This is a genomic window from Actinomycetospora flava (genome assembly GCF_037400335.1).
In the GTDB taxonomy this organism is placed as follows: Bacteria; Actinomycetota; Actinomycetes; order Mycobacteriales; family Pseudonocardiaceae; genus Actinomycetospora; species Actinomycetospora flava.
On the sequence record NZ_JBBEGM010000001.1, the window covers coordinates 165,843 to 190,979 of the forward strand.

At 73.6% G+C, this 25,137-nt stretch carries 24 protein-coding genes; 14 read left to right on the forward strand and 10 right to left on the reverse strand.

The genetic code is table 11. The annotated features are described in order from the left end of the window. Window positions 1-72 precede the first annotated feature (72 nt). The 7 genes from WCD58_RS00800 to WCD58_RS00830 are packed head-to-tail and all read right to left on the reverse strand — an operon-like array spanning window position 73 to window position 6,574. Window positions 73-477: a metal-sulfur cluster assembly factor gene (locus WCD58_RS00800; protein ID WP_337698730.1), complete on the reverse strand. Its 405-nt coding sequence runs from the start codon at window positions 475-477 to the stop codon at window positions 73-75. Continuing rightward, window positions 474-935, reverse strand: coding sequence for a Fe-S cluster assembly sulfur transfer protein SufU (gene sufU, locus WCD58_RS00805; protein ID WP_337698731.1), 462 nt, complete (start codon window positions 933-935; stop codon window positions 474-476). Before sufU ends, WCD58_RS00800 begins: the two co-directional genes overlap by 4 nt. Then, entirely contained in the window at window positions 932-2,233 is a 1,302-nt protein-coding gene (locus WCD58_RS00810; protein ID WP_337698732.1) for a cysteine desulfurase, read from the reverse strand. The genes sufU and WCD58_RS00810 overlap by 4 nt, the downstream gene beginning before the upstream one ends. Beyond that, window positions 2,230-3,000, reverse strand: a complete 771-nt coding sequence (gene sufC / locus WCD58_RS00815) for a Fe-S cluster assembly ATPase SufC (protein ID WP_337698733.1) — start codon at window positions 2,998-3,000, stop codon at window positions 2,230-2,232. The genes WCD58_RS00810 and sufC overlap by 4 nt, the downstream gene beginning before the upstream one ends. 36 nt (window positions 3,001-3,036) lie before the next feature. Then, on the reverse strand, window positions 3,037-4,299 hold the full coding sequence (gene sufD, locus WCD58_RS00820; protein WP_337698734.1) for a Fe-S cluster assembly protein SufD: 1,263 nt from the start codon (window positions 4,297-4,299) through the stop codon (window positions 3,037-3,039). Continuing rightward, the gene (gene sufB, locus WCD58_RS00825; RefSeq protein WP_337698735.1) at window positions 4,296-5,747 is read right to left on the reverse strand and encodes a Fe-S cluster assembly protein SufB; all 1,452 of its coding nucleotides are present in this window, start codon (window positions 5,745-5,747) and stop codon (window positions 4,296-4,298) included. Before sufB ends, sufD begins: the two co-directional genes overlap by 4 nt. Beyond that, the gene (locus WCD58_RS00830) at window positions 5,744-6,574 is read right to left on the reverse strand and encodes a helix-turn-helix transcriptional regulator (RefSeq protein WP_337698736.1); all 831 of its coding nucleotides are present in this window, start codon (window positions 6,572-6,574) and stop codon (window positions 5,744-5,746) included. Before WCD58_RS00830 ends, sufB begins: the two co-directional genes overlap by 4 nt. A 68-nt stretch (window positions 6,575-6,642) precedes the next feature. Between WCD58_RS00830 and mptB the strand changes: the two genes are divergently transcribed. The 6 genes from mptB (at window position 6,643) to WCD58_RS00860 (ending at window position 13,067) form a co-directional block, all read left to right on the forward strand. After that, window positions 6,643-8,187 carry a polyprenol phosphomannose-dependent alpha 1,6 mannosyltransferase MptB gene (mptB, locus tag WCD58_RS00835; RefSeq protein WP_337698737.1) on the forward strand — a complete coding sequence of 515 codons (1,545 nt, stop codon included), beginning with the start codon at window positions 6,643-6,645 and terminating at the stop codon, window positions 8,185-8,187. A 10-nt stretch (window positions 8,188-8,197) separates the two neighbouring features. Then, window positions 8,198-9,127, forward strand: coding sequence for an ABC transporter ATP-binding protein (locus WCD58_RS00840; protein WP_373696167.1), 930 nt, complete (start codon window positions 8,198-8,200; stop codon window positions 9,125-9,127). Beyond that, window positions 9,124-9,894 (forward strand): ABC transporter permease, encoded by a 771-nt coding sequence (locus WCD58_RS00845; RefSeq protein ID WP_337698738.1) that lies wholly within the window; start codon window positions 9,124-9,126, stop codon window positions 9,892-9,894. Before WCD58_RS00840 ends, WCD58_RS00845 begins: the two co-directional genes overlap by 4 nt. Window positions 9,895-9,959: 65 nt before the next feature. Next, window positions 9,960-10,928, forward strand: coding sequence for a COX15/CtaA family protein (locus WCD58_RS00850; protein ID WP_337698739.1), 969 nt, complete (start codon window positions 9,960-9,962; stop codon window positions 10,926-10,928). Between the two features lie 2 nt (window positions 10,929-10,930). Beyond that, window positions 10,931-11,896, forward strand: coding sequence for a quinone oxidoreductase family protein (locus WCD58_RS00855; protein WP_337700749.1), 966 nt, complete (start codon window positions 10,931-10,933; stop codon window positions 11,894-11,896). 214 nt (window positions 11,897-12,110) lie between these two features. Then, window positions 12,111-13,067 carry a hypothetical protein gene (locus WCD58_RS00860; protein WP_337698740.1) on the forward strand — a complete coding sequence of 319 codons (957 nt, stop codon included), beginning with the start codon at window positions 12,111-12,113 and terminating at the stop codon, window positions 13,065-13,067. On the opposite strand, the gene WCD58_RS00865 is transcribed toward WCD58_RS00860, so the two are convergent. Further along, window positions 13,064-13,999 (reverse strand): heme o synthase, encoded by a 936-nt coding sequence (locus WCD58_RS00865; RefSeq protein WP_337698741.1) that lies wholly within the window; start codon window positions 13,997-13,999, stop codon window positions 13,064-13,066. The two genes, WCD58_RS00860 and WCD58_RS00865, sit on opposite strands and share 4 nt — an antisense overlap. 363 nt (window positions 14,000-14,362) lie before the next feature. On the opposite strand from WCD58_RS00865, the gene tkt reads away from it, so the two are divergent. The 7 genes from tkt (at window position 14,363) to WCD58_RS00900 (ending at window position 22,962) form a co-directional block, all read left to right on the forward strand. After that, window positions 14,363-16,450, forward strand: a complete 2,088-nt coding sequence (tkt, locus tag WCD58_RS00870; RefSeq protein WP_337700751.1) for a transketolase — start codon at window positions 14,363-14,365, stop codon at window positions 16,448-16,450. Window positions 16,451-16,485: 35 nt separating this feature from the next. Beyond that, complete coding sequence (gene tal / locus WCD58_RS00875) at window positions 16,486-17,610, forward strand: transaldolase (protein WP_337698742.1); 1,125 nt, start codon at window positions 16,486-16,488, stop codon at window positions 17,608-17,610. Then, window positions 17,607-19,310, forward strand: a complete 1,704-nt coding sequence (locus WCD58_RS00880; RefSeq protein WP_337698743.1) for a phosphoglucose isomerase-related protein — start codon at window positions 17,607-17,609, stop codon at window positions 19,308-19,310. Before tal ends, WCD58_RS00880 begins: the two co-directional genes overlap by 4 nt. Beyond that, window positions 19,307-20,851, forward strand: coding sequence for a glucose-6-phosphate dehydrogenase (zwf, locus tag WCD58_RS00885; RefSeq protein WP_337698744.1), 1,545 nt, complete (start codon window positions 19,307-19,309; stop codon window positions 20,849-20,851). Before WCD58_RS00880 ends, zwf begins: the two co-directional genes overlap by 4 nt. A gap of 22 nt (window positions 20,852-20,873) precedes the next feature. Next, on the forward strand, window positions 20,874-21,839 hold the full coding sequence (locus tag WCD58_RS00890; protein WP_337698745.1) for a glucose-6-phosphate dehydrogenase assembly protein OpcA: 966 nt from the start codon (window positions 20,874-20,876) through the stop codon (window positions 21,837-21,839). Continuing rightward, window positions 21,836-22,597, forward strand: coding sequence for a 6-phosphogluconolactonase (gene pgl, locus WCD58_RS00895; protein WP_337698746.1), 762 nt, complete (start codon window positions 21,836-21,838; stop codon window positions 22,595-22,597). Before WCD58_RS00890 ends, pgl begins: the two co-directional genes overlap by 4 nt. A gap of 68 nt (window positions 22,598-22,665) precedes the next feature. Continuing rightward, the gene (locus WCD58_RS00900) at window positions 22,666-22,962 is read left to right on the forward strand and encodes an aldolase/citrate lyase family protein (protein WP_337698747.1); all 297 of its coding nucleotides are present in this window, start codon (window positions 22,666-22,668) and stop codon (window positions 22,960-22,962) included. Here the strand turns inward: WCD58_RS00900 and WCD58_RS00905 are convergent. Further along, window positions 22,884-23,201, reverse strand: a complete 318-nt coding sequence (locus WCD58_RS00905; RefSeq protein WP_337698748.1) for a hypothetical protein — start codon at window positions 23,199-23,201, stop codon at window positions 22,884-22,886. The genes WCD58_RS00900 and WCD58_RS00905 overlap by 79 nt on opposite strands. Before the next feature lie 121 nt (window positions 23,202-23,322). On the opposite strand from WCD58_RS00905, the gene yczR reads away from it, so the two are divergent. After that, the gene (yczR, locus tag WCD58_RS00910) at window positions 23,323-24,846 is read left to right on the forward strand and encodes a MocR-like transcription factor YczR (RefSeq protein WP_337698749.1); all 1,524 of its coding nucleotides are present in this window, start codon (window positions 23,323-23,325) and stop codon (window positions 24,844-24,846) included. Here the strand turns inward: yczR and WCD58_RS00915 are convergent. Continuing rightward, window positions 24,830-25,111, reverse strand: a complete 282-nt coding sequence (locus tag WCD58_RS00915) for a hypothetical protein (RefSeq protein WP_337698750.1) — start codon at window positions 25,109-25,111, stop codon at window positions 24,830-24,832. The genes yczR and WCD58_RS00915 overlap by 17 nt on opposite strands. Window positions 25,112-25,137: the final 26 nt, after the last annotated feature.

The window sequence follows — 25,137 nt, forward strand, 5'->3', positions numbered from 1 at the left end:
CTGGACGCACGAACGGCGCCCTCGCTGCCTCGGAAGCAGCGAGAGCGCCGTTCGTTCGCTCGCGGGGTGGTGCTAGACGGTGAAGCCGAGCGCGCGGAGCTGCTCGCGCCCGTCGTCGGTGATCTTGTCCGGACCCCACGGCGGCATCCAGACCCAGTTGATCCGCACGTCCTTGGCCAGTCCCCCGCCGGGGCCCTGGGTGAGGGCGGCGCGGGCCTGGTCCTCGATGACGTCGGTCAGCGGGCAGGCCGCCGAGGTCAGCGTCATGTCGAGGGTGACCACCGGGCCGCCGTCGTCGCCGTGGACGTCGATGCCGTAGAGCAGGCCCAGGTCGACGACGTTGATCCCGAGCTCGGGGTCGACGACGTCGCGCATGGCCTCCTCGAGGTCGTCGTAGGAGGGCAGGTCCGCGCCGGGGGCCGGGGCCTCGGGCATGCCGGCCGCACCGCGCTGGACGGTCTCGTCGATCTCGGTCATGGGTTACCTCCAGCTTGAGCCTGCGCGACGGCGTCCTTGAACGCCAGCCAGCCGAGCAGGGCGCACTTCACGCGCGCCGGGTAGGCCGCCACGCCCGCGAAGGCGACGGCGTCGTCGAGCACGTCCTCGTCGGGTTCGACCTTGCCGCGACCCTGCACCATCTCCTGGTAGGCCTCGAGGGTCTCGAAGGCCTCCCCGACGGTGTGCCCGACCAGCAGGTCGTGGGCCACCGACGTCGCCGCCTGGCTGATCGAGCAGCCGAGCGCGTCGTACGAGAGGTCCTCGACCTTGGCGTCGCGTCCCTCGCCGCCCGACAGGTGCACGCGGACGGTGACCTCGTCGCCGCAGGTCGGGTTGACGTGGTGGACCTCGGCCTCGAAGGGATCCCGCAGCCCGCGGCCGTGCGGGTTGCGGTAGTGGTCCAGGATGATCTCCTGGTACATCGAGTCGAGCTTCATCGTGGCTGCACTCCGAAGAACTCCTGGGCGCGACGCACGCCCGCCACCAACGCGTCGACCTCCTCCAGCGTGTTGTACACGTGGAAGCTGGCGCGGATCGACGACTGCACGCCGAACGCGCGGTGCAGCGGCCACGCGCAGTGGTGCCCGACGCGCACGGCGATGCCGGAGTCGTCGAGCACCTGCGAGGCGTCGTGGGGGTGGATGCCCTCGATCTCGAAGGCCACCGCTCCCCCGCGCGCCTCGGTGGTGCGCGGACCGATGATCGTGACGCCGGGCAGGTCCTGGAGCTTCACCAGTGCGGCGCCGGTCAGCTCGTTCTCGTGGGCCTTGACGGCGTCCATGCCGATCGCCGAGAGGTAGTCGACGGCCGCGCCGAGCCCGATGGCCTGCGAGGTCATCGGCACGCCGGCCTCGAACCGCGCCGGCGGCGCCGCGTAGGTCGAGCCCTCCATGCGCACCAGCTCGATCATCGAGCCGCCGGTGAGGAACGGCGGCAGCGCCTCGAGCAGCTCGCGCCGCCCGTAGAGCACGCCGATCCCCGACGGCCCGAGCATCTTGTGCCCGGAGAACGACGCGAAGTCGACGCCCAGGGCGTGCAGGTCGACCGGCGCGTGCGGCACCGACTGGCAGGCGTCGAGCACGGTGTACGCACCGACAGCGCGGGCCCGCCGCACCAGCTCCTCCACCGGCGGGACGGTGCCCAGCACGTTGGACTGGTGGGTGAACGCGACGACCTTGGTGCGCTCGTTGATCGGGTCGTTCTCGAGGTCGAGCCGCCCGTCGGACGTCACCGAGAACCACCGCAGCGTCGCCCCGGTGCGCCGGCAGAGCTCCTGCCAGGGCACGAGGTTGGCGTGGTGCTCCATCTCGGTGGTGACGACCTCGTCGCCCGGCCCGAGGCGGAACCGCTCGGCCGCGGCCTCCACGCCGTCGCCGACGGACGCGTTGCTCATGCCGTACGCGACGAGGTTGAGCCCCTCGGTCGCGTTCTTGGTGAACACGATCTCGCCGACGTCCGCGCCGACGAACGCCGCGATCCGCTCGCGGGCGGACTCGTAGGCGTCGGTGGCCTCCTCGGCCAGGGCGTGGGCGCCGCGGTGCACGGCGGCGTTGGACGTCTCGAGGAACGTGCGCTCGGCGTCCAGCACCTGGCGCGGACGCTGGGAGGTCGCGCCCGAGTCCAGGTACACGAGCGGCTTCCCGTCGCGGACGGTGCGGCTCAGGATGGGGAAGTCCGCACGGATCTTCGCGACATCCAGGGTCGCACCCGGGGAACTGGGTGCGAGGGCCGTCATGCCGGCTGCTCCTCCTTCGTACCGACGAAGCGCTCGTAGCCGTTGGCCTCGAGCTCCTCGGCGAGCTCCGGCCCGCCGGACTCGGCGACCCGGCCGTTCACGAACACGTGGACCTTGTCCGGCGCGATGTAGCGCAGGATCCGCGTGTAGTGCGTGATCAGCAGGATGCCGACGTCGGAGGCCGCCTTGTAGTCGTTGACGCCCTTGCTCACGACGCGCAGGGCGTCGACGTCGAGGCCGGAGTCGGTCTCGTCGAGCACGGCGATCTTCGGCTTCAGCAGCGCCATCTGCAGCACCTCGTGGCGCTTCTTCTCGCCGCCGGAGAAGCCCTCGTTGACGCTGCGCTCGGCGAACGCCGGGTCGATGTCGAGGTCGGACATCGCGCCCTTGACCTCCTTGACCCAGTGCCGCACCTTCGGCGCCTCGCCGCGCGTGGCGGTGGCCGCGGAGCGCAGGAAGTTCGACATCGAGACGCCGGGCACCTCGACGGGGTACTGCATCGCCAGGAACAGCCCCGCGCGGGCGCGCTCGTCGACGGCCATCTCCAGGACGTCCTCGCCGTCGAGGAGCACCTGGCCCTTCGTGACCGTGTACTTCGGGTGGCCCGCGATCGAGTAGGCGAGCGTCGACTTGCCGGAGCCGTTCGGACCCATGATCGCGTGGGTCTCGTTCGAGCTCACGGTGAGGTCGACCCCGCGGAGGATCTCCTTGGGGCCGGACTCGGTCTCGACCTCGACGTGGAGGTCGCGGATCTCGAGGGTGGACATCAAGCCTCTTTCAGCAGTACGTGGTGGAAGGGTGCTCTAGGTACCGATCGCTTCGAGCTCGGCCTCGATCGCCGCCTCGAGCCGGTCGCGCAGCGCGGGCACGCGGACCTTCTGGATGACCTCGCCGAAGAATCCGCGCACGACCAGCCGCCGCGCCTGGGGCTCGGGGATGCCGCGCGCCATCAGGTAGAACAGCTGCTCGTCGTCGAACCTTCCGGTCGCGCTCGCGTGGCCGGCGCCGACGATCTCGCCCGTCTCGATCTCGAGGTTCGGCACCGAGTCGGCGCGGGCGTTGTCGGTGAGCAGCAGGTTTCGGTTGAGCTCGTAGGTGTCGGTGCCCTCGGCCGCCTTGCGGATCAGCACGTCGCCGATCCAGACGGTGTGCGCAGCCGTGCCACCCTCGGCACCCTGCAGCGCGCCCTTGTACATCACGCGCGAGCGGCAGTTCTCTACGGAGTGGTCGACGAGCAGGCGCTGCTCGAAGTGCTGACCGCCGTCGGCGAAGTACAGCCCGTCGAGCTCGACGTCGCCGCCGGGCGCCCGGTAGTTGATGACCGGGGACAGCCGGACGAGGTCGCCGCCGAGCGTCACCGACGTGTGCCGGATGGTGGCGTCGCGCCCGACCGACAGGTGCTGCGCGCCTACGTACACGGCGTCGTCGGCCCAGTCGTGCACCTCGACGACCTCGAGCTTCGCGCCGTCCGCCACCACGAACTCGGTGTTGGCGGCGACCGTGCCCGACCCGCGGTGGTCGAGGACCACCACGGCCTCGGCGTGGTGCTCGAGGCGCACCTGCACGTGGGCGTAGGCGGTCGTGCCCGCGCCGGGCCCGCCCACCGTCACGGTGAGCGGCTCGTCGTCGGAGCGCGCCTCGTTGACCGACACCACGTGGGCCTCGGTGAACGACGACCACGCCTGCGCGGCGACACGGTCGGCGGGGATGCCGCCGTCGCCGAGGCGCGGGTCGTCGCGGCCGACCTTCTCGTGCTTCGTCCCGGTGCCGGTGAGGTCGGTGGCGCTGTCGCCGAAGCCGGCGCGCACCGTCACCTCGATGGCGCCGTCCGCGCTCGCCGAGCCGTCGTGGAGCCCGCGCAGGCGGCGCAGCGGCGTGAAGCGCCACTGCTCCTCACGCCCGCGCGGGACCTCGAAGGACTCGACGTCGTAGGAGGTGTGTCGCTCCTCCCACGGCGCGGTCTTCGGGCTGGAAGCGGTCTTGATTCCGGGGTCTACGTCGAGGACCGGAGCCCCGGGGGCGGTCGTCGTGCCGCCCCCGGTGCTCGCGACAGTTCCGTCGGTCATCCGACCGCGCCCTCCATCTGCAGCTCGATCAGGCGGTTGAGCTCGAGGGCGTACTCCATGGGGAGCTCGCGCGCGATGGGCTCGACGAACCCGCGCACGATCATCGCCATGGCCTCGTCCTCGGTGAGGCCGCGGGACATCAGGTAGAAGAGCTGGTCCTCGCTGACCTTCGAGACGGTCGCCTCGTGGCCCATCGTCACGTCGTCCTCGCGGACGTCGACGTACGGGTAGGTGTCGCTGCGGCTGATCGTGTCGACCAGCAGCGCGTCGCACTTCACCGTCGACCGCGAGTGGTGCGCGCCCTTGTTGACGCGCACGAGACCGCGGTAGCTGGTGCGCCCGCCGCCGCGCGCCACCGACTTCGAGATGATCGTCGACGACGTGTGGGGCGCGAGGTGCACCATCTTGGCGCCCGCGTCCTGGTGCTGGCCCTCGCCGGAGAACGCCACCGAGAGCACCTCGCCCTTGGCGTGCGGACCGGTCAGCCAGACGGCCGGGTACTTCATGGTCACCTTGGAGCCGATGTTGCCGTCGACCCACTCCATGGTCGCGCCCTCTTCGGCCTTGGCGCGCTTGGTGACCAGGTTGTAGACGTTGTTCGACCAGTTCTGGATGGTCGTGTAGCGGCAGCGGCCGCCCTTCTTCACGACGATCTCGACGACCGCGGAGTGCAGCGAGTCCGACGAGTAGATCGGCGCCGTGCAGCCCTCGACGTAGTGGACGTAGGCGTCCTCGTCGACGATGATCAGCGTCCGCTCGAACTGGCCCATGTTCTCGGTGTTGATCCGGAAGTAGGCCTGCAGCGGGATGTCCACGTGGACGCCCTTGGGCACGTAGATGAACGAGCCGCCGGACCACACCGCGGAGTTCAGCGCGGAGAACTTGTTGTCGCCGGCCGGGATGACCGAGCCGAAGTACTCCTCGAACAGCTCCGGGTGCTCACGCAGGCCGGTGTCCGTGTCCATGAAGATGACGCCCTGCGCCTCCAGGTCCTCGCGGATCTGGTGGTACACGACCTCGGACTCGTACTGCGCCGCGACGCCGGCGACGAGGCGCGCCTTCTCCGCCTCGGGGATGCCGAGCTTGTCGTAGGTCGACTTGATGTCCTCGGGCAGGTCCTCCCAGCTCTGGGCCTGCTTCTCCGTGGACCGCACGAAGTACTTGATGTTGTCGAAGTCGATGCCCGAGAGGTCGGAGCCCCACTGCGGCATCGGCTTCTTCTCGAACGTGCTCAGCGCCTTGAGCCGCGCCTGCAGCATCCAGTCCGGCTCGCTCTTCTTGTCCGAGATGTCGCGCACGACGGCCTCGTTCAGGCCTCGCTGCGCACTCGCCCCGGCGACGTCGCTGTCGTGCCACCCGAACTGGTACTGCCCGAGCGCCGCGAGGGTCTCCTCCTGGGTGAGCTCGGCCGGGGCGGTGGGGGTGGTCCGCTCCGCGGAGGTGGTCATACGACCTGCCTTCCCTTGACGTCGGTGGTGGTGGAGCCCTGCTGCCCTTGTTGCTGGCGGGGCACGTGCGTGGTGCACGCGGCGTCGCCGCGCGCGATGGTGGACAGCCGCTGGACGTGGGTGCCCAGGAGCTCCGCGAAGACCTCGGTCTCCGCCTCGCACAGCTGCGGGAACTCGGCGGCCACACCGGCCACCGGGCAGTGGTGCTGACACAGGGCCTCGCCGGCCGTGGTGGCCCGGGACGAGGCCGCGTAGCCCTCGTGGGAGAGCGCACCGGCGAGCGCGTGCACCCGCTCGGCGTGGTCGGCGTGGGACCCGATCTCCTCGCGGTGCTCGGCGAGCATGCCCTCGACGCGCTTGCGGGCGAACGCGCGGACCGCGTCCTCCCCCAGCACGTCGGACAGCTCGCGCATCACCGCGACGGCGAGCTCGGCGACGTCGTCCTCGTCGCCCCCGGCACGCCGGCGGCCCTGCTCGGTGAGCAGGTGCTGTCGTGCGGGACGACCACGCCCGCGCCCGGCGCGGGGAGCGTCCCGGGTGGTCACGGCCGCCTCGGCGATCAGGGCGTCGAGGTGCCGCCGCACCGCCGCCCCCGACAGCCCCAGCACCCCGGCGAGGTCGTTCGCCGTGGTGGGGCCGTGCTCGAGGAGCCGGCGGACGATGAGGTCCCGTGTCCGGCCGTCGTGGCCGTCTCCCATGGTCCTCACCTCCTGGGCGTGCTTCTTAGGTCTGCCTTCTTTTTGACAACACCAGTCTTGCTTATTTGTCGCCGCCCGGCAAAGCGGACCCCCGCACCGGGCGAGGTGATCGCACTCACCCAGGGTCACCTAACCCGAACCCGCGGCCGGGGTACGGCGGGCGGGAGCCGCGATCGGCCTCGGTATCGTCCCTGCCCGTGACCGGCACGACGGAGGCCCCCGCGCCGGTGCCCGCTGCCGTGTCGCCGTCCGTGACGCCGCCGGGCGCGCAGCCTCCCCCGCCGACCCCCGACGAACGCCGCCGCCTGCGCACCGTGCGGCGCTTCGGCACCACCGGCTCGCTGCTCATGGCGATCGGGGCGCTCGGCTGCGGGGCGACCCCCGCGCCGGCGTACAACCCGCTGCTCGGCACGCGGGTGCTCGGCCTCTGGGGCCGGATGCCGACCGTGTCGCTGACGCTGGCCTACATCGGCATGGGCATGCTCGTGCTCGCCTGGCTCTGGCTCGGGCGGCTCGCGTGGCCGGGCCGCGTGCGCCTCTCGGTGCGCCAGCTGACCCGGATCCTCGTCATGTGGATGGCGCCGCTCGCCGTCGCGCCGCCCCTGTTCTCCACCGACGTCTACGGCTACCTCTCGCAGGCCGAGGTCGTCTCCCGCGGGTTCGACCCCTACATCTACGGCGCCGCGCAGGCCCTCGGGCTCTCCGACCCGCTGGTCGCGAGCATCCCGACGATCTGGCGCACCACGCCGTCGCCGTACGGGCCGGGCTTCCTCTCCTTCGGGCGCCTCATCACCGCCATCGCCGGGGACGACATCGTGCTCGGCGTCTACCTCCACCGGGCGCTGGCGCTCGCCTCGCTGGGCCTCGTGATCTGGGCGGTGCCGCACCTCGCCCGCCGCGCCGGCGTCGAGCCGATCGCCGCGCTCTGGCTCGCGATCAGCCCGCTGGTGCTCTTCCACCTGGTCAGCGGCATCCACAACGACGCGATCATGATGGGCGTCGTCCTCGCCGGCATGGAGCTGGGGATGCGCCGCTCCTGGGTGCTCGGCGCGCTGCTCATCGGGCTCGGCGCCTCCGGGAAGATCCCCGCGGTGGTGGCGCTCGGCTTCCTGGCCGCGCACGTCGCCCACGAACGCGGCGGCGGGTTCGCGCGCCTGGTGCGCTACGGCGCGGGCTGCTCGGCGCTCGGGCTCGGCATGGTCGTCGCCGTGTCGGTCGGCAGCGGGCTGGGCTTCGGGTGGATCCAGGCGCTCGCCGTGCCGAACCTGCTGCGCAGCTGGCTCTCGGTCACCACCGACCTCGGGGTGCTGGGCGGCTGGCTCGGCGGGATCCTCGGCCTCGGCGACCACACCGACGCGGTCCTCGACCTCACCCGCTCCGCCGGGCTGGGCGTCGCGGGCGTGGTGTGCCTGATCCTCGTGTTCATGGTGCTCAACGGGCGCCTGCACGCCGTCGCCGGCATGGGCTACGGCTTCGGCGCGGTGTTCCTCGCCGGGCCCGTGCTGCACCCCTGGTACCTGCTGTGGGCGGTCGTCCCGCTCGCGGCGTCGGTGCGCAACCCGAGGATCCGGGGCTTCGCCGTCGCGATCTGCGCGATCGTGGCCCTGCTGGTGCCGCCCACGGGCGCGGACTTCTCGTTCCGCACCTACCAGCTGCCCATGGCCATCACCGCCGCCGCGCTGCTCGCGCTGGTCCCGCTGCTCGCGGTGCGCGGGCGCGTGACGCGCACCCCGGCGACCTAGGCTGTCGGCCGTGTCGGGATCCGCAGGCGCGCTGGAGGTGCGCGACCTCGTCGTGCGCTACCAGGGCCAGGCGGCCGTCGACGGGCTCGACCTCGACCTCGCGCCCGGCCAGGTGCTCGCCCTCCTCGGGCCCAACGGCGCCGGCAAGACCACGACCGTCGAGGTGTGCGAGGGCCTGCGGGACCGCGACTCGGGACAGGTCCGCGTGCTCGGCACCGACCCGGCCGGCGCGCCGGACGCGCTGCGCGCCCGCATGGGCGTGATGCCGCAGGGCGGCGGTGCCTACCCCGGTGTCCGCGTGCGCGAGATGGTCGGCCTCGTCGCGGCCTGCTCGGCGCACCCGCTCGACCCCGACTGGCTCGTCGAGACGCTCGGGCTGGGCGCCTGCGCCCGCAAGCCCTACAAGCGGCTCTCGGTCGGCCAGCAGCAGCGCCTGGCCCTGGCGTGCGCCGTCGTCGGGCGCCCGGAGCTCGTCTTCCTCGACGAGCCGACCGCGAGCCTCGACCCGCAGGGCCGCCGCCTCGTGTGGGACCTCGTGCGCGCCCTGCGCGCCGACGGCGTCGCGGTGCTGCTGACCACGCACCTCATGCAGGAGGCCGAGACCCTCGCCGACCACATCGTGATCATCGACCACGGCCGGTCCGTCGCCGAGGGCAGCCCGGACACCCTGACCGCCGCCGGCGCCGACCGCGAGCTGCGCTTCCGCGCCGCCGCGGGCATGGACCTGCGCCTGCTCGCCGACGCCCTGCCCGAGGGGTGCACGGTGTCGGAGCCGACGCCGGGCAGCTACCTCGTCGAGGGCTCCATCGACCCGCAGGTGCTCTCCACGGTAACGTCGTGGTGCGCGCGCCAGGGCGTGCTCGCCGACGACCTGCGCGTCGCGCGCCGCAGCCTCGAGGACGTGTTCCTGGAGCTCACGGGCCGAGAGTTGCGCTCATGACGTTCCCTGCCGGCACCTTCACCCCCGCCCCCGAGCGCGGCCCGCTCGGGCGCATGCTCGCGACCCAGGTCGCCCTCGAGACGCGGCTCGCGCTGCGCCAGGGCGAGCAGGTGCTGCTGACGCTGATCATCCCGCTCGCCCTGCTCGTCGGGCTCTCGCTGCTGCGGGTCGTGCCGCTGCCCGAACCCCGCCCCGCGTCCGCGCTGGGGACGGTGCTCGCGCTCGCGGTGATGTCGACGGCGTTCACGAGCCAGGCGATCTCGCTGGGCTTCGACCGCCGGTACGGGGTGATGCGCCGGCTCGCGGCCACCGCGATCCCCCGCTGGCTGATCGTGCTCGGGCGCCTCGGCGGCATGGCCGCGGTCGTGCTGGTGCAGCTCATGGTGCTCGCGGCGGTCGCCCTCGCGCTGGGCTGGCGTCCCGAGGCGGGGTCGCTCGGCGCGGTGCTGCTGCTCGTCGTGCTCGGCACGGCGGCGTTCGGGGCCGTCGGCGTGCTGCTCGGCGGCAGCCTGCGCGCCGAGCTCGTGCTCGCGGTGGCCAACATCGTCTGGTTCGTGCTGCTCTTCGCCGGCGGTGTGCTCGTCCCGACCGCCGACCTGCCCGGCCCCCTCGCCGCCGTCGTCCAGCTGCTGCCCTCGGGGGCCCTCGCCGACGGCCTGCGGGCGGCGCTGCTCGGCGACGGGGTCACCGGCGGGCAGATCGCCGTGCTGCTCGTGTGGGCCGTGGTCGGCGGGGCCGTCGCCACCCGCACCGTGCGCTGGTCCTGAGTCCCTACGACGACCCGTAGGACTGGGTCCGGCTCGGCGGGGCTCCGCGTCCTAGGATCAGCCCTGTGCTGGAGCGTCTCCCCGCCACACCGCCCCGGCTGATGCTCGGCCTCGCCATGGCCGCGGTCGTCGGCCAGGCCGGCATCGCGGTCACGGGTGCCGTCGTCCGCGTGACCGGATCCGGGCTCGGCTGCCCCACCTGGCCCGAGTGCTTCCCGGGCAGCCTCGTCCCGGTGCCGCACCCCGAGATCGCGGTGCTGCACCAGTGGGTCGAGTTCGGCAACCGCCTGCTCGGCATCGCCCTCGTGCTGATCACCGGCGCGTGCCTGCTCGCCGCCCTCAACGTGCGGCCGCGGCGTCGGCGGTTGATCCTGCTCGCCGCGACGATGCCCCTCGGCGTCGTCGCACAGGCCGTCATCGGCGGCGTCACCGTGCTCACCGGCCTCGCCTGGTACACCGTCGCGCCGCACTTCCTCGTGACGATCCCACTGATCTGGCTCGCGGTGCTGCTGGTGCGCGAATCCTCCCCCGCCGCCCTGGCCACCCCGCCCGGCACGCCCTGGACCCCCGCGGTCCCCGCCGCCCTGCGCGGGCTGCTCGCGGTCACCTCGGTCGTGCTCGTGGCCCTGCTCGTCGCGGGCACGCTGGTCACCGCGGCCGGCCCGCACGGCGGCGACGCCGCGACCCCGCGCCTCGAGGTGGTCCCGCTCCCCACGCTCGCGACGGCCCACGCGCACCTGCTCTTCGCCTTCCTCGGGCTGCTCGTCGGCGTCGGCTTCATGGCGCACGCGGTGGCCGTGCCCCGCGCGGTGATCGTGCGCCTGCGCGTGCTCGTGCTCCTCACGCTCGCGCAGGGCGCCCTCGGCGGCATCCAGTACGCCCTGGGCGTCCCGGAGCTGCTCGTGGCCCTGCACGTCCTCGGCGCGGTCCTCACCGTCGCCGCCGCGGCCTGGCTGTGGTCCGCGACGGCCACGGTCGACCCGGCGCCCGACCCCGTCGACACCCCCGCGCCCGCCCTCGCCGGGAGGCCGTGACCGTGCACGCGATCCAGGTCTCGCAGCTCGGCGGTCCCGAGGTCCTCGAACCCGCCGACCTCCCCGACCCCGCGCCCGGCGACGGCCAGGTCCTCGTCGAGCTCGCCGCGGTCGGCGTCAACTACATCGACACCTACTTCCGCACCGGCCTCTACCCCACCGCGCTGCCCTTCGTGCCCGGCCTCGAGGGCGGCGGGACCGTGCGCGCCGTCGGCTCCGGCGTCACCACCGTCGCGCCGGGCGACCGCGTGGCGTGGACCAACACCCTCGGCGCCTACGGGACGCTCGCGGTGGTGCCGGCGACCGACCTCGTGACGGTCCCCGCCGGCGTCGACCTCGAGACCGCGGCCGCCGTCGCCCTCCAGGGCATGACCGCGCACTACCTGCTCCACGACACCTACCCCGTGGCGCCGGGCGACGACGTCCTCGTGCACGCCGGGGCCGGCGGCATGGGCCTGCTGCTCTGCCAGATGGCGCGCTCGCTCGGTGCGCGGGTGATCGCGACGACCTCCTCGCCGGAGAAGGACACCCTGGCCCGCGAGGCCGGCGCGGACGAGACCCTGCGCTACGGCGACGACCTCGCCGACCGCGTGCGGGCCCTGACCGGCGGCGAGGGTGTCGCCGTGGTCTACGACGGGGTGGGCACGTCCACCTTCGACTCCTCGCTGGCCAGCCTGCGCATCCGCGGCGTGCTCGCCCTCTACGGCGCGGCGAGCGGTCCGGTGCCGCCGGTCGACCCTCAACGGCTCAACAGCGCAGGCTCGCTGTACCTCACCCGCCCGTCCCTGCACTGGCACGTGCGCACCCCGGAGCAGCTCGCCGCCCGCGCCGCGGCGGTGTTCTCGGCGGTGGCCGCCGGCGACCTCTCGGTGCGCCTCGGCGGCCGCTACGCCCTGGACGACGCCGCGACGGCCCACCGCGACCTCGAGTCCCGCCGCACCACGGGGAAGCTCCTGCTGCTGCCCTGAGCCCGGCGAGCGCGTCGTGCCAGTTCCCCAGGGGGTCACCGCCGCGCGCGGTGGCTCTCTCTTTCGACGAGCTCTAGGAACAGCGCACGTAGCTCTCCATCTCGATCTCTCGACGATGTCGCCACGGCTCAGCCCAGACGACATCCCCGAGAGATCGGGATGGAGAGCACGGGCGAGACGGAACCGTTCGGGCCCGGGCGGCGTCGAACCCCGCATGGAGCTCGACCGACCGTTCCGCGGGTCGGAGGTGATGGCGCGCGGCGAGGTCAGCAGGGGACGGCTGCGCGGTCACGGGTTCGTCACGCTGGGCCATGACGTCTACCTCGCCGCGGGCGTGCCCGTGGACCAGGTGACGATGGCGCGTGCCGCGATGCTGCGCCTTCCCGACGGCGCGATCACGGGCCTCGCGGCGGCCGTGCTCTGGGGTGCCGGGACCGCCGTCGCCGACGTCGACGCCTCGCTTCCGGACGCGCCCGGCACCACGGAGGTGATCGTCCCCGGGACCGGCACACGATCGCGCGGCGACCTCGACGTCCGGCGCGCCGAGCTCCCCGACGACGAGGTCGTCACCTGGCGGGACGGCCCCGACAGGCGGATCCTCCGGCTCACCTCGCCGGCGCGCACCGTGCTCGAGGTCGCGCGACGCCTGCCCACGGTCGAGGCCGTGGTGGTCGGGGATGCGCTGGCCCGCCGCACCGGGGTCACCGCCGCCGACATCGTCTCGCTCGCCGATCGGCACGCCCACGAGCGCGGCATCGCCCGGGTGCGGGCGGTCGCGGCGCTCATGGACCCGCGGAGCGACACGCCGCGGCGCACGCGGGTGCGGCTCGGGGTCCTGCTCGCTCAGCTGCCGGCTCCGACCGTCGACGCGCTCGTCACGCACACCGCGACCGGGCAGACCGTCGGCGCGCTGGACCTCGGGTGGTCCGAGACGTCCAGTGGCGTGCTCGTCGACCGGCATCCTGCGCAGGCCCGCCTGTGCGCGGAGGAGCTGATCGCGCACGGCTGGGAGGTGGCGTCACTCGGACGAGAGGGCGAGCAGCCCGTCGCCGAGGTGGTGGCCGACGTCGTCACCTTCCTGGCGCGCGTCGACCGGCGGCGGTGGCGCGACCTGCCGGACCTCCGCGGGCGGTACCCCCGGCGGCCGACTCGTCCGAAGGTCTGGGCCTAGAAGGGCCAGCCGAAGGCCGGCCAGCCGAAGGCCGAGTCGACCGCCACCGCCACGAACAGGCCCGTGAGGTAGGTGTTCGAGAGGTGGAACAGGCGCATCGACTGCACGACCTCGTCGCGCTTCACCGCGGCGTCGAGGCGGTGGGCCGCGACCAGGAACCAGACGCCGCCGAGGGCCGCGACGGCGAGGTAGATCCAGGAGGTCGCGGGGATCAGCAGCGCCGACCAGGCCACCATCGCCCACGAGTAGGCGACGATCTGACGGCTCACGCGCCGGGGCGAGGCGACGACCGGGAGCATCGGGATGCCCGCGGCCGCGTAGTCGTCGCGGTAGCGCATCGCGAGCGCCCAGAAGTGCGGCGGCGTCCAGAAGAAGATGATCGCGAAGAGCACCCAGGCGGGCCACCCGACGCCGCCCGTGACGGCCGCCCAGCCGATCACCACGGGCATGCAGCCCGCGGCGCCGCCCCAGACGATGTTCTGGGCGGTCCGGCGCTTGAGCAGCAGCGTGTAGACGAGGATGTAGAAGGCGATCGCGGCGACGGAGAGGCCGGCGGCCACCCAGTTCGCGGTGAACCCGAGCCAGACCGCCGACAGCGCGCCCAGCACGAGCCCGAACACCAGGGCGTGCGAGCGCGGGACGGCGTCGCGGGCGAGCGGGCGCTTGCGGGTCCGCGCCATCTTGGCGTCGATGTCGGCGTCGACGACGCAGTTCAGCGCGTGCGCGCTGGCCGCGGCGCCGGCCCCGCCGACGAGGACGGAGAGCACGAGCCACAGGGACGGCACCGACCGCTCGGCGAGCATCATCGCCGGCACCGTGACCACGAGCAGCTGCTCGATGATCCGGGCCTTGGTCAGCGCCAGGTAGGCCCGCACGGTGGTGAGCAGGCCGCCCCGCCGCGTCGCGGGGACCGGGCCGACCGCCGTGCTCACTCGGTGGCACCTCGCTGTGGTGGACGAACTTGCTTCGGGCACGACCCGCGTCTCCTACACGCTGTCGTCGGTGAAGTCTGCACCCCCGCGGCGCCGTCCGCTCGCGGGGGTCGTCCCTCGACCGGTGCGGTGTCCGCCACGTCACGACCCGACGACGCCAGGATGATAGGTGGACGGTGTCCGCGCCGGGGCGCGAGGGTATCTCCGGGGCAGTCCCACCACGGGGGATCGACGCAGGTCCGTAGGGACTTGAATCGATCCCGTGGGAGCATCGCCCGCACTCCGGACCGACACGCAGGAAGGCACCTCGTGACCGCCACCGATGTGAGCAACACGCAACCCGCGAGCGAGGACCCCGACGAGATCCAGGCACTGCTCACGCCGCACCGTCCCGACGACTGGTCGGAGCTGGACCAGAAGGCGGTCGACACCATCCGCGTGCTCGCCGCCGACGCGGTGCAGAAGGTCGGCAACGGCCACCCGGGCACCGCGATGTCGCTGGCGCCGCTGGCGTACACGCTCTTCCAGCACACGATGCGCCACGACCCGTCCGACCCGGGCTGGCAGGGCCGCGACCGCTTCGTCCTGTCCTGCGGGCACTCGAGCCTGACGCTGTACCTGCAGCTGTTCCTCGCGGGCTACGGCCTGGAGATGCGCGACCTCGAGGAGCTGCGCACCTGGGACTCGGCGACGCCGGGCCACCCCGAGTACAGCCACACCCCCGGCGTCGAGATCACCACCGGCCCGCTGGGCCAGGGGCTCGCCTCCGCCGTGGGCATGGCGATGGCCGCCCGCCGGGAGCGCGGCCTGTTCGACCCGGACGCCCCGCAGGGCGAGAGCCCGTTCGACCACTTCGTCTTCGTCATCGCCTCTGACGGCGACATCGAGGAGGGCGTGACGGCCGAGGCGTCCTCGATCGCCGGCCGCCAGGAGCTCGGCAACCTCGTCGTGATCTACGACGACAACCACATCTCGATCGAGGATGACACCAGCGTCGCCCTCGACGAGGACGTGGTGAAGCGCTACGAGGCCTACGGCTGGCACACCCAGGTGGTGCGCGGCGGCGAGAACGTCGTCGGCATCCGCGAGGCGCTGGCCAACGCGAAGGCCGAGACCGGGCGCCCGAGCTTCATCGCGCTGCGCACGATCATCGGCTATCCGGCGCCGGACAAGATGAACACCGGCGCCGCGCACGGTGCCGCCCTCGGCGAGCCGGAGGTCCGGGCGGTCAAGGAGATCCTCGGGTTCGACCCCGACCAGCACTTCGCGATCGACGCCGACGTGCTCGCGCACGCCCGTTCGGTCGGCGAGCGGGGCAAGGCCGAGCACGAGCAGTGGGACAAGCAGTTCGCCGACTGGGCCGAGGCCAACCCCGAGCGCCGCGCGCTGCTCGAGCGCATGGCCCGCCGCCAGCTGCCCGACGGCTGGCACGACAAGCTCCCGAGCTGGGAGGCCGGCGGCGACCCGGTCGCCACCCGCAAGGCGCTGCAGAAGATCCTCGGCGAGATCGGGCCGGAGCTCCCCGAGCTCTGGGGCGGGTCGGCCGACCTCGCCGAGAGCAACAACACGACGATCAAGGGCGCCGACTCGTTCGGGCCCTCGACGGTCTCCACGAACATGTGGGGCCAGATGAGCCCGTACGGCCGCACGATCCACTTCGGGGTCCGCGAGCACGCGATGGGCTCGATCCTCAACGGGATCGCGCTGCACGGCGGCACGCGCGTCTACGGCGGCACGTTCCTGATCTTCTCGGACTACATGCGGCCCGCGGTCCGGCTCGCGGCGCTGATGAAGCTGCCGACCACCTACATCTGGACCCACGACTCGATCGGGCTCGGCGAGGACGGCCCGACCCACCAGCCGATCGAGCAGCTCGCCTCGCTGCGCGCGGTGCCGGGCCTGTCGATCGTGCGTCCCGCCGACGCCAACGAGACCTCGGCGGCGATCCGCGCGGTGCTCGACAACCCCACCGGCCCGGCGGGGCTCGCCCTGACCCGGCAGAACCTGCCGATCCTCGAGGGCACCGACGCCGACGGCGTCGCCCGGGGCGGCTACGTCCTGGCCGACGCGAGCGGCGGGCAGCCCCAGCTGATCCTCATCGCCACCGGCTCCGAGGTGCAGCTCGCCGTCGAGGCCCGGAAGGTCTTCGAGGCCGAGGGCGTTCCCACCAGAGTGGTGAGCATGCCCTGCGTGGAGTGGTTCCAGGCGCAGGACCGCTCGTACACCCGCCACGTCATCCCGCCCGAGGTCAAGGCCCGCGTGTCCGTCGAGGCCGCGATCGCCCTGACCTGGCACCAGTTCGTCGGCGACGACGGCGAGTGCGTCTCGATCGAGCACTTCGGCGCCAGCGCCGACTACAAGACGCTGTTCCAGCAGTTCGGCTTCACGACGCAGCACGTGGTCGAGGCCGGACGCCGCACGCTCGCGCGCGCGGCCGAGCACTCCGCCTGACCGGCCTGAACGCGCGTCTCGAGGAGGACACCCTCATGGCCACCGACACCCCCCTCGCCGACCTCTCCGCGGCCGGCGTCTCCATCTGGCTGGACGACCTGTCCCGCCAGCGCATCGAGTCCGGCAACCTGACGTCGCTGATCCAGGACGACCACGTCGTCGGCGTCACCAGCAACCCGACGATCTTCGCGAGCGCCTTCGCGGACGCCGACCACTACGCCGAGGACCTCGACGCGCTCGCCGCGCGCGGTGCCTCGGTCGAGGACGCGATCCGCGAGCTCACCACCGAGGACGTGCGCCGCGCCTGCGACGTGTTCCGCGGCGTGTGGCAGCAGACCGGCGGCGTCGACGGGCGCGTGTCCCTCGAGGTCGACCCGGGCAAGGCCCACGACACCGAGGCCACCGTGGCCGAGGCCGCCGACCTGTGGAAGACGGTCGACCGGCCCAACCTGATGATCAAGATCCCGGCCACCCGCGAGGGCATCCCGGCGATCACGCGCACGCTCGCCGAGGGCATCAGCGTCAACGTCACCCTGATCTTCTCGGTGCAGCGCTACCGCGAGGTCATGGAGGCCTACCTCGCCGGCATGGAGCAGGCCCGCGCCAACGGGCACGACCTCACCGGCATGGCCTCGGTCGCGTCGTTCTTCGTCTCGCGCGTCGACTCCGAGGTCGACAAGCGCCTCGACGCGATCGGCAGCGAGGCCGCGCTGAACCTGCGCGGCACCGCGGCGATCGCCAACGCCCGCCTCGCCTACGCCGCGTTCCTCGAGGTGTTCGGCACCGAGCGCTGGGCGGCGCTCAAGGGCGCGGGCGCCAAGCCGCAGCGCCCGCTGTGGGCCTCGACCGGCGTGAAGAACAAGGCCTACCCGGACACGCTCTACGTCACCGAGCTGGTCGCCCCGAACACCGTGAACACGATGCCGGAGGCCACGCTCCGTGCGTTCGCGGACCACGGCGAGCTGCACGGCGACGCCGTGACGGGCACCGAGGACGCGGCCCGCGAGGTGTTCGCGAGCCTCGCCCACGTCGGCATCGACGTCGACGACGTCTACCAGGTGCTCGAGGACGAGGGCGTCAAGAAGTTCGACGACTCCTGGTCCGAGCTCACCGAGACCGTCTCCGACCAGCTCACCCGCCGCAGCCCGGGGCAGAAGTGAGTGCCGGCGCCGAGGTTCGCATCGTCGACCGGGCGCTCGCGGACGCCGCGAACGCGCTGGTCGAGAAGCTCGTCGGCGACGGCGCGGCGTCCAAGCTGTCGGCGAAGGACGCCACCCTGTGGGGCCCGGACGCCGAGCCCGAGGCGAGCAAGCGCCTGGAGTGGGTGAGCCTGCACGAGACGTCGCGCCCGCTGGTGGACGAGCTCGCCGCCCTGCGCCGCGAGCTGCACGACGACGGCGTCGACCGCGTCGTGCTCGCGGGCATGGGCGGCTCGTCGCTCGCACCGGAGGTCATCTGCGCGACGCGCTCGGGCGGGTCGGTGGGCGGCGAGTTCCCGCTGGTCGTGCTCGACACCACCGACCCGATGCAGGTCTCCGACGCGCTCGCCGGCGACCTGACCCGCACGGTGCTCGTCGTGTCGTCGAAGTCCGGCGGCACCGTCGAGACCGACAGCCAGCGCCGCGTGTTTACCGAGGTCTTCGAGGCCAACGGCATCGACGCCGCGTCGCGGATGGTCGTCGTCACCGACCCGGGCACGAAGCTCGCCGACCTCGCCCGCGACGAGGGCTACCGCAAGCTCGTCGAGGCCGACCCCGGGGTCGGCGGGCGCTACTCGGCGCTCACCGCCTTCGGGCTCGTGCCCTCGGCGCTCACGGGCGTCGACATCGGCGAGCTGCTCGACGAGGCCGCCGCGGTGGCCCCGGAGCTCGCGCGCGACAGCGCCGACAACCCGGCGGTCGTGCTGGCGGCGGCCATGGCCGCGGCCCACAACGCCGGCGCCGAGAAGCTCGTCCTCGCCGACACCGGCTCCGGGCTCGTCGGCTTCGGCAACTGGGCCGAGCAGCTCATCGCCGAGTCCACGGGCAAGCAGGGGACCGGCCTGCTCCCGGTGGTCGTCGAGGGCAGACCCACATCGGATCCTGGGACAGCCCCGGGCTTCAGCGACCACGGCAGCGACGCCACCCCCGTGGCGATCGGCCCGGCGGACGCGGGCGCCCAGGTGTCGGTCACCGGCACGCTCGGCGGGCAGTTCCTGCTCTGGGAGCACGCGGTCGCGCTGGCCGGGCGCCTCATCGGCATCAACCCGTTCGACCAGCCCGACGTCGAGTCGGCGAAGCAGGCCACGCGCGACCTGCTCGCCTCCGCCGAGAGCGGTGCCGGCGACGCCGGGTCGAACGGAGGGGCCGACGACGCCCCGATCGCGACCGACGGCGTCATCGAGATCCGCGCGGCGGGCGACGCGAGCTGGCTCGGGACGCCGGAGACGGTGATCGACGCGCTCCAGGCGCTGGTTGATGCCGCGCCGGACCACGGCTACATCGCGATCCAGGCCTACCTCGACCGGCTCGACGACGCGTCGTTCGCGACGCTGCGCCCGGAGCTGGCCAAGGCCACGGGCCTGCAGACGACGTTCGGGTGGGGCCCGCGGTTCCTGCACTCCACCGGCCAGTACCACAAGGGCGGCCACCAGAACGGCGTGTTCCTGCAGGTCACGGGCTCGGTCGCCGACGATCTGGCGATCCCCGGGCAGCCGTTCTCGTTCGGTACGCTCGAGCACGCGCAGGCCCGCGGCGACGCCGGCGTGCTCGCGGCGGCCAAGAACGGGGGCTCGCCCCGTCCCGTCCTGCGGCTGCACCTGGCCGACCGCGCGGCCGGGCTGGTGGCGCTCGCGAACGCGGTGCGGGCGGTGAGTCGGTGACCCCTGCGACGGGGCACGAGGACTGGATCAATCCTCTCCGCGATGCGCGGGACAAGCGGCTCCCGCGCATCGCCGGGCCCTCGGGGCTGGTGCTCTTCGGGGTCACCGGTGACCTGGCGCGCAAGAAGCTGATGCCCGCCATCTACGACCTGGCCAACCGCGGCCTGCTGCCGCCGGGCTTCGCGCTCGTCGGGTTCGCGCGCCGCGACTGGGCCGACCAGGACTTCGCGGAGGTCGTGCACGACGCGGTGCGCGAGCACTCCCGCACCCCGTTCCGCCAGGAGGTGTGGGACCGCCTCGCCGAGGGCCTGCGCTTCGTGCAGGGCACGTTCGACGACGACGAGGCGTTCGACAACCTCGCCGCCTGCGTCGCCGAGCTGGACAGCGAGCGCGGCACCAACGGCAACCACGCGTTCTACCTGTCGATCCCGCCGTCGGCGTTCCCGACCGTGTGCAAGCAGCTCTCGCGGTCGGGCCTCGCCGACGACGAGGGCGACGTCTGGCGCCGCGTCGTCATCGAGAAGCCGTTCGGCCACGACCTGCGCTCGGCGCAGGAGCTCAACGGGATCGTCAACGACGTCTTCCCCGAGGACTCGGTCTTCCGGATCGACCACTACCTCGGCAAGGAGACCGTCCAGAACCTGCTGGCGCTGCGGTTCGCCAACGAGCTGTTCGAGCCGATCTGGAACGCCCACCACGTCGACCACGTGCAGATCACGATGGCCGAGGACATCGGGGTGGGCGGGCGCGCCGGCTACTACGACGGCATCGGCGCGGCCCGCGACGTCATCCAGAACCACCTGCTGCAGCTGCTCGCGCTCACCGCGATGGAGGAGCCGGTCTCCTTCTCGCCGCACGACCTGCGCGAGGAGAAGATCAAGGTCCTGTCGGCCACGACCCTGGCCGAGCCGATCGACGAGACCACCGCCCGCGGCCAGTACACCGCGGGGTGGCAGGGCAGCTCGGAGGTCAAGGGCCTGCAGCAGGAGGAGGGTTTCCCTCCGGACTCGGTCACCGAGACCTACGCGGCGATCACCTGCTCGGTGAACACCCGGCGCTGGGCGGGCGTGCCGTTCTACCTGCGCACCGGCAAGCGCCTGGGGCGGCGGGTCACCGAGATCGCCGTGGTGTTCAAGCGGGCCCCGCACCTGCCGTTCGACCAGACCATGACCGAGGAGCTCGGCCAGAACGCGCTGGTCGTGCGCGTGCAGCCGGACGAGGGCGTCACCCTGCGGTTCGGCTCGAAGGTGCCGGGCTCGGGCATGGAGGTCCGCGACGTCACGATGGACTTCGGCTACGGCACGGCGTTCACCGAGGCCTCGCCGGAGGCCTACGAGCGCCTGCTGCTCGACGTCCTGCTCGGCGAGCCGTCGCTGTTCCCGACCAACACCGAGGTCGAGCTGTCCTGGCGGATCCTCGACCCCGTGATCGACAAGTGGCACCGCGAGGGCTCCCCCGACAGCTACGCGGCCGGCACGTGGGGCCCGCCGTCGGCCGACGTGCTGCTCGAGCGCACCGGGCGCCAGTGGCGCCGGCCCTGACGCCTCTCCGAAGGGACTTCCCGTGATCGTGGACCTGCCGTCGACGGACACGTCGGCGGTCAACCGCACGATGGTCGACCTGCGCGAGAGCGCGGGGGCGGTGGCGCTCGGCCGCGTCCTGACGCTGCTGATCATCACCGAGGACGGCCCGGAGGCCGAGGCCGCCATCCAGGCCGCCAACGACGCGAGCCGTGAGCACCCCTGCCGCGTGCTCGTCCTGGCCCGGGGCGTGCGCCGGGCGGCCTCGCGCCTCGACGCCCAGATCCGCATCGGCGGCGACGCGGGCGCCAGCGAGGTCATCGTGCTGCGTATGTACGGGCCGCTGGCCGACCAGGGTGGGGCGATCGTCGTGCCGCTGCTGCTGCCCGACGCGCCGATCGTGGCGTGGTGGCCGGGCGAGGCGCCCGCGGTGCCCGCCGAGGACCCGGTGGGCAGCGTCGCCGGGCGCCGGATCACCGACGTCTCGTCGGCGAAGTCGCCGTCGAAGGCGCTCGCCAAGATGCGCCAGCGCTACCACCCGGGCGACACCGACCTCGCGTGGAGCCGCATCACGAGCTGGCGCGCGCTGCTCACCGCGGCGCTCGACCAGCCCCCGCACGAGCGGATCACCGGGGCGACCGTGTCCGGCGCGCCGGACTCCGCGTCCACCGACCTGCTCGCGGGCTGGCTCTCGTCGCGCCTGCACTGCCCGGTGACCCGGAGGAGCGAGGACGTGCCCGGCGGGCAGGGCGGCCAGATCGCCGCCGTGCGCCTCGAGCGCGCCGGCGGGGCGGTGGAGCTGCGCCGCCTCGACGCGAAGAGCGCGGTGCTGTCCCAGCCGGGCCAGCCCGACCGCCGCGTGGCCCTGTCCCGGCGCACGACCCGTGAGTGCCTCGCCGAGGAGCTGCGCCGCCTCGACCCCGACGACATCTTCGCCGAGGCGCTCGAGGCCTCGCAGAACAAGCCGCCGGGACGCTCGCGGTCGGCGACGAAGAAGGTGAGCGCATGACCACGGAGATCGTCGTCCACGCCGACGAGGACACCGCGGCCCGCGACGCCGCCGACCGGCTGCTGACCGCGCTCGCCGCCGCCCAGGCCGCGCGGGGCCTCGCCTCGGTGGTGCTCACCGGCGGCGGGATCGGCATCGCGATGCTGCGGGAGGTCGCGGCGTCCGCGCGCCGCGACGCCGTCGACTGGGGATCGGTCGAGGTGTTCTGGGGCGACGAGCGCTTCGTCCCCGCCGGCGACGCCGAGCGCAACGACGCCCAGGCCCGCGAGGCGCTGCTCGACGCGCTGCCGCTCGACCCGGCGCGCGTGCACCCGATGGCGGCCTCCGACGCCCCCGAGGACGCCGGTGGCGGCGACCCGGACCTCGCGGCCGACGCCTACGCCAAGACCCTGTCGGCCGCCGCGACCCGGCTGGGCGGCACGGAGGCGATCCCCGCCTTCGACGTGCTGCTCGCGGGCTGCGGCCCCGAGGGCCACGTGCTGTCGGTGTTCCCCGACTCCCCCGCCGTGCACGCCGGCGGGGCCGGTGTCGTCGGGGTGCGCGACTGCCCGAAGCCGCCGCCGACGCGCGTGAGCCTCACGCTGCCGGCGGCCCGCCACGCCCGCGAGATCTGGCTCGTCGCGGCGGGTGGCGGCAAGGCCGAGGCGCTCGCGCGGGCGCACGGCGGCGCGTCGGAGATCGACGTCCCGATCGCCGGCCTGCGCGGGACCGAGCGGACGCTCTGGTTGCTCGACCAGGAGGCTGCCGCGCAGCTCTGAGGCGCGGCAGGATCGGCCCCACGGCGGCAGACGTTGCGCCGAGGGGGCGGACACATGGGCGGTGGGGCGTGACCGGGCTGCGGGCCCGGTGGCGGGCCGGGGACGTCGACGCCGCGGTGATCGGCACCCACGACCTCGCGGTGAGCATGGGCCACCGCGGGCGGCCCGACCATCCCGAGGTGCAGGCCGCCGTCGCCCGGGCCGAGGCCGCCGTCCTCGACAGCCCCGTGGTGCTCGGCGGCAACGCGTTCTCGCCGGCCGAGGCCCGGGCGATGGCCGACCGCGGCTACCAGGTGATCGCGCTGGGGTTCGACTGGGTGCTGCTCCAGCGGGGCGCCACCGCGGTCCTCGACGGGCTGCGCTGAGCGTCCGCCTCCCACGGCCGCAGGGTCTGCTCGAAGAGCTCCCAGCAGCGGCGGTGGGCGAGCCAGGCACGCACGAGCCGCAGGTCCGAGGCGGGCGTGTGCTCGCGGGTCGGGCGGGACGGCCACATCGGGTCGCGACCGGTGGGGTCGCCGGTGGGACGGGAGTCGGCGCCGTAGCGCGCGACGAGCAGGAGCCCGGCGACGACCGCGACGCCGAGCACGGTGACGGTGATGACCATCGGAGGCTCCTCGGGGAGAAGTGGCTGGACGTCATCCAGAGTGGCTTCCATTGGCAGCGCGCGCCACGGCCAATCACGAGCAAGTGGCACCCATAGTGGCAGAAGTGGCAGACTGTGTGGCATGGACGACCACCTCGGCGCCGGGAGCCTGGCCCGCCTGCTCGGCGGATGGCGCGAGGGCGCCGGTCCGGGGGTCAGCGCGCAGGCCGCGCTGGCGGGCCGGATCACCACGCTGCTGTCCGACGGCCGCCTCGCGGTGGGGACGCGGGTGCCCAGCGAGCGCGAGCTCGCCGTGGCCCTCGGCGTCGGGCGCGGGACGGTCGCGGCCGCCTACCAGGAGCTGCGCGAGGACGGCTACCTCGTGCGCCGCCGCGGGTCGGGCACGTGGACCGCGTCGCCCGCGACGCCGGCGTCGGGCGCAACCGGCGGGACGCCGCTCGACGGGCCGCTGCCCGTCGGGCCCTCGGCCATCGCGCCCTTCGCGCCGATGGGCACGCCGACCGGGCAGCTCGGCGACCGCGCGGTCATCGACCTCGCGCACGCGGCCCCCTGGGCGCCGATGGAGGCGATGGGCGCCGCGGCGGCCCGCGCCCTCGCCGAGCTGCCGATGCACCTGGCCTCCACCGGGTACGACGTCCTCGGCCTGCCCGCGCTGCGCGAGGCCGTCGCCGCCCGGCTCACCGCGCAGGGCCTGCGGACCTCCGCCGACGAGGTGATGATCACCGCCGGCGCCCAGCACGCCCACTCCCTCGTGGCCCGCACGCTGGTGCGTCCCGGCGACCGCGTGCTCATCGAGCAGCCCACCTACCCCGGCGCCATCGACCTGTGCCGCCACGTCTCGGCGCGGGCGGTGCCGGTCGCGATGGTCGAGGACCCAGCCAGCGGGCGGCCGGGCTGGGACCTCGACGCGCTGTCCGCGGCGATGCGGGCCGCGACGCCCACGCTCGGCTACCTCGTCGTCGACCACCAGAACCCGACGGGCGCGGTGATGAGCCCGGAGACCCGGGCCGCCGTGGTGGCCGCCGCCGGGCGCCACGGGGTCACGCTGGTGGTCGACGACTGCCTGCGCGACATGTGGCTCGACACCCCGGTCCCGCCGCCGCTGGGCGCCTGGGCCGGTGGCACGCCGGTGATCACCACGGGCGGCCTGTCGAAGACGGTCTGGGGCGGGCTGCGCATCGGGTGGCTGCGGGCCCCCCGGACCCTCCTGCGCCGGATCGCGGCCGCCCGGGCCTCGGACGACATCTCCACGCCGGTCCTCGAGCAGCTCGTGGCGGTCGGCCTCCTCGAGCGCCTGGACGAGCTGGTGGAGCAGAGCCGCGGGGTGCTGGCCCAGCGCCGCGACCACCTGCGCGGGGCGCTCGCGCGGGCCCTGCCGGAGTGGCGGGTGCCGAACCCCTCGGGCGGCTTCAGCCTCTGGGTCGATCTCGGCGTCCCGCGCTCGAGCGCCTTGGTGGAGGCGGCGGGGCGGTTCGGCGTGCACCTCGCCGCCGGGCCCCGCTTCGCCACCGGCGGCGCGTTCGAGCAGTACCTGCGCCTGCCCTACACCCTCTCCCCCGACGCCCTCGACGACGCCGTCGCGCGGCTCGCCGAGGCGTGGGACTCCCTCGGCGTCGACACCACCACGCTCACGACCGTCGTGTGAGCTCGCGCCGCTCCTGCTCGTCGGTCTCCCACGGTCGCAGACTGCGGTCGTAGGCGGCCCACAGCCGCCGGTGGGCGTCGATCCGGCGGGCCAGCTCGCCCAGCAGCACCGCGTCCCCGCGCAGCGTGTGCGGCCGGCGCGTCACCGGCCAGGCCGGGTCGCGACCGGTGGGGTCGGAGCCGCTGCGGCTGTCGACGCCGTAGCGCGCGACCGCCAGGAACCCGACCACCAGGAGCACCCCGAAGAACGTGACCATCTCGACCATCCCCTCGTCCGTCGTGCCGATGAGGA

Bases quoted from the DNA above. Each gene is read 5' to 3' on its own strand.
- WCD58_RS00800 (WP_337698730.1), bottom strand. From the start codon at position 477: ATGACCGAGATCGACGAGACCGTCCAGCGCGGTGCGGCCGGCATGCCC.
- sufU (WP_337698731.1), bottom strand. From the start codon at position 935: ATGAAGCTCGACTCGATGTACCAGGAGATCATCCTGGACCACTACCGC.
- WCD58_RS00810 (WP_337698732.1), bottom strand. From the start codon at position 2,233: ATGACGGCCCTCGCACCCAGTTCCCCGGGTGCGACCCTGGATGTCGCG.
- sufC (WP_337698733.1), bottom strand. From the start codon at position 3,000: ATGTCCACCCTCGAGATCCGCGACCTCCACGTCGAGGTCGAGACCGAG.
- sufD (WP_337698734.1), bottom strand. From the start codon at position 4,299: ATGACCGACGGAACTGTCGCGAGCACCGGGGGCGGCACGACGACCGCC.
- sufB (WP_337698735.1), bottom strand. From the start codon at position 5,747: ATGACCACCTCCGCGGAGCGGACCACCCCCACCGCCCCGGCCGAGCTC.
- WCD58_RS00845 (WP_337698738.1), top strand. From the start codon at position 9,124: ATGACGTTCCCTGCCGGCACCTTCACCCCCGCCCCCGAGCGCGGCCCG.
- WCD58_RS00860 (WP_337698740.1), top strand. From the start codon at position 12,111: ATGGAGCTCGACCGACCGTTCCGCGGGTCGGAGGTGATGGCGCGCGGC.
- tal (WP_337698742.1), top strand. From the start codon at position 16,486: ATGGCCACCGACACCCCCCTCGCCGACCTCTCCGCGGCCGGCGTCTCC.
- pgl (WP_337698746.1), top strand. From the start codon at position 21,836: ATGACCACGGAGATCGTCGTCCACGCCGACGAGGACACCGCGGCCCGC.
- WCD58_RS00905 (WP_337698748.1), bottom strand. From the start codon at position 23,201: ATGGTCATCACCGTCACCGTGCTCGGCGTCGCGGTCGTCGCCGGGCTC.
- yczR (WP_337698749.1), top strand. From the start codon at position 23,323: ATGGACGACCACCTCGGCGCCGGGAGCCTGGCCCGCCTGCTCGGCGGA.
- WCD58_RS00915 (WP_337698750.1), bottom strand. From the start codon at position 25,111: ATGGTCGAGATGGTCACGTTCTTCGGGGTGCTCCTGGTGGTCGGGTTC.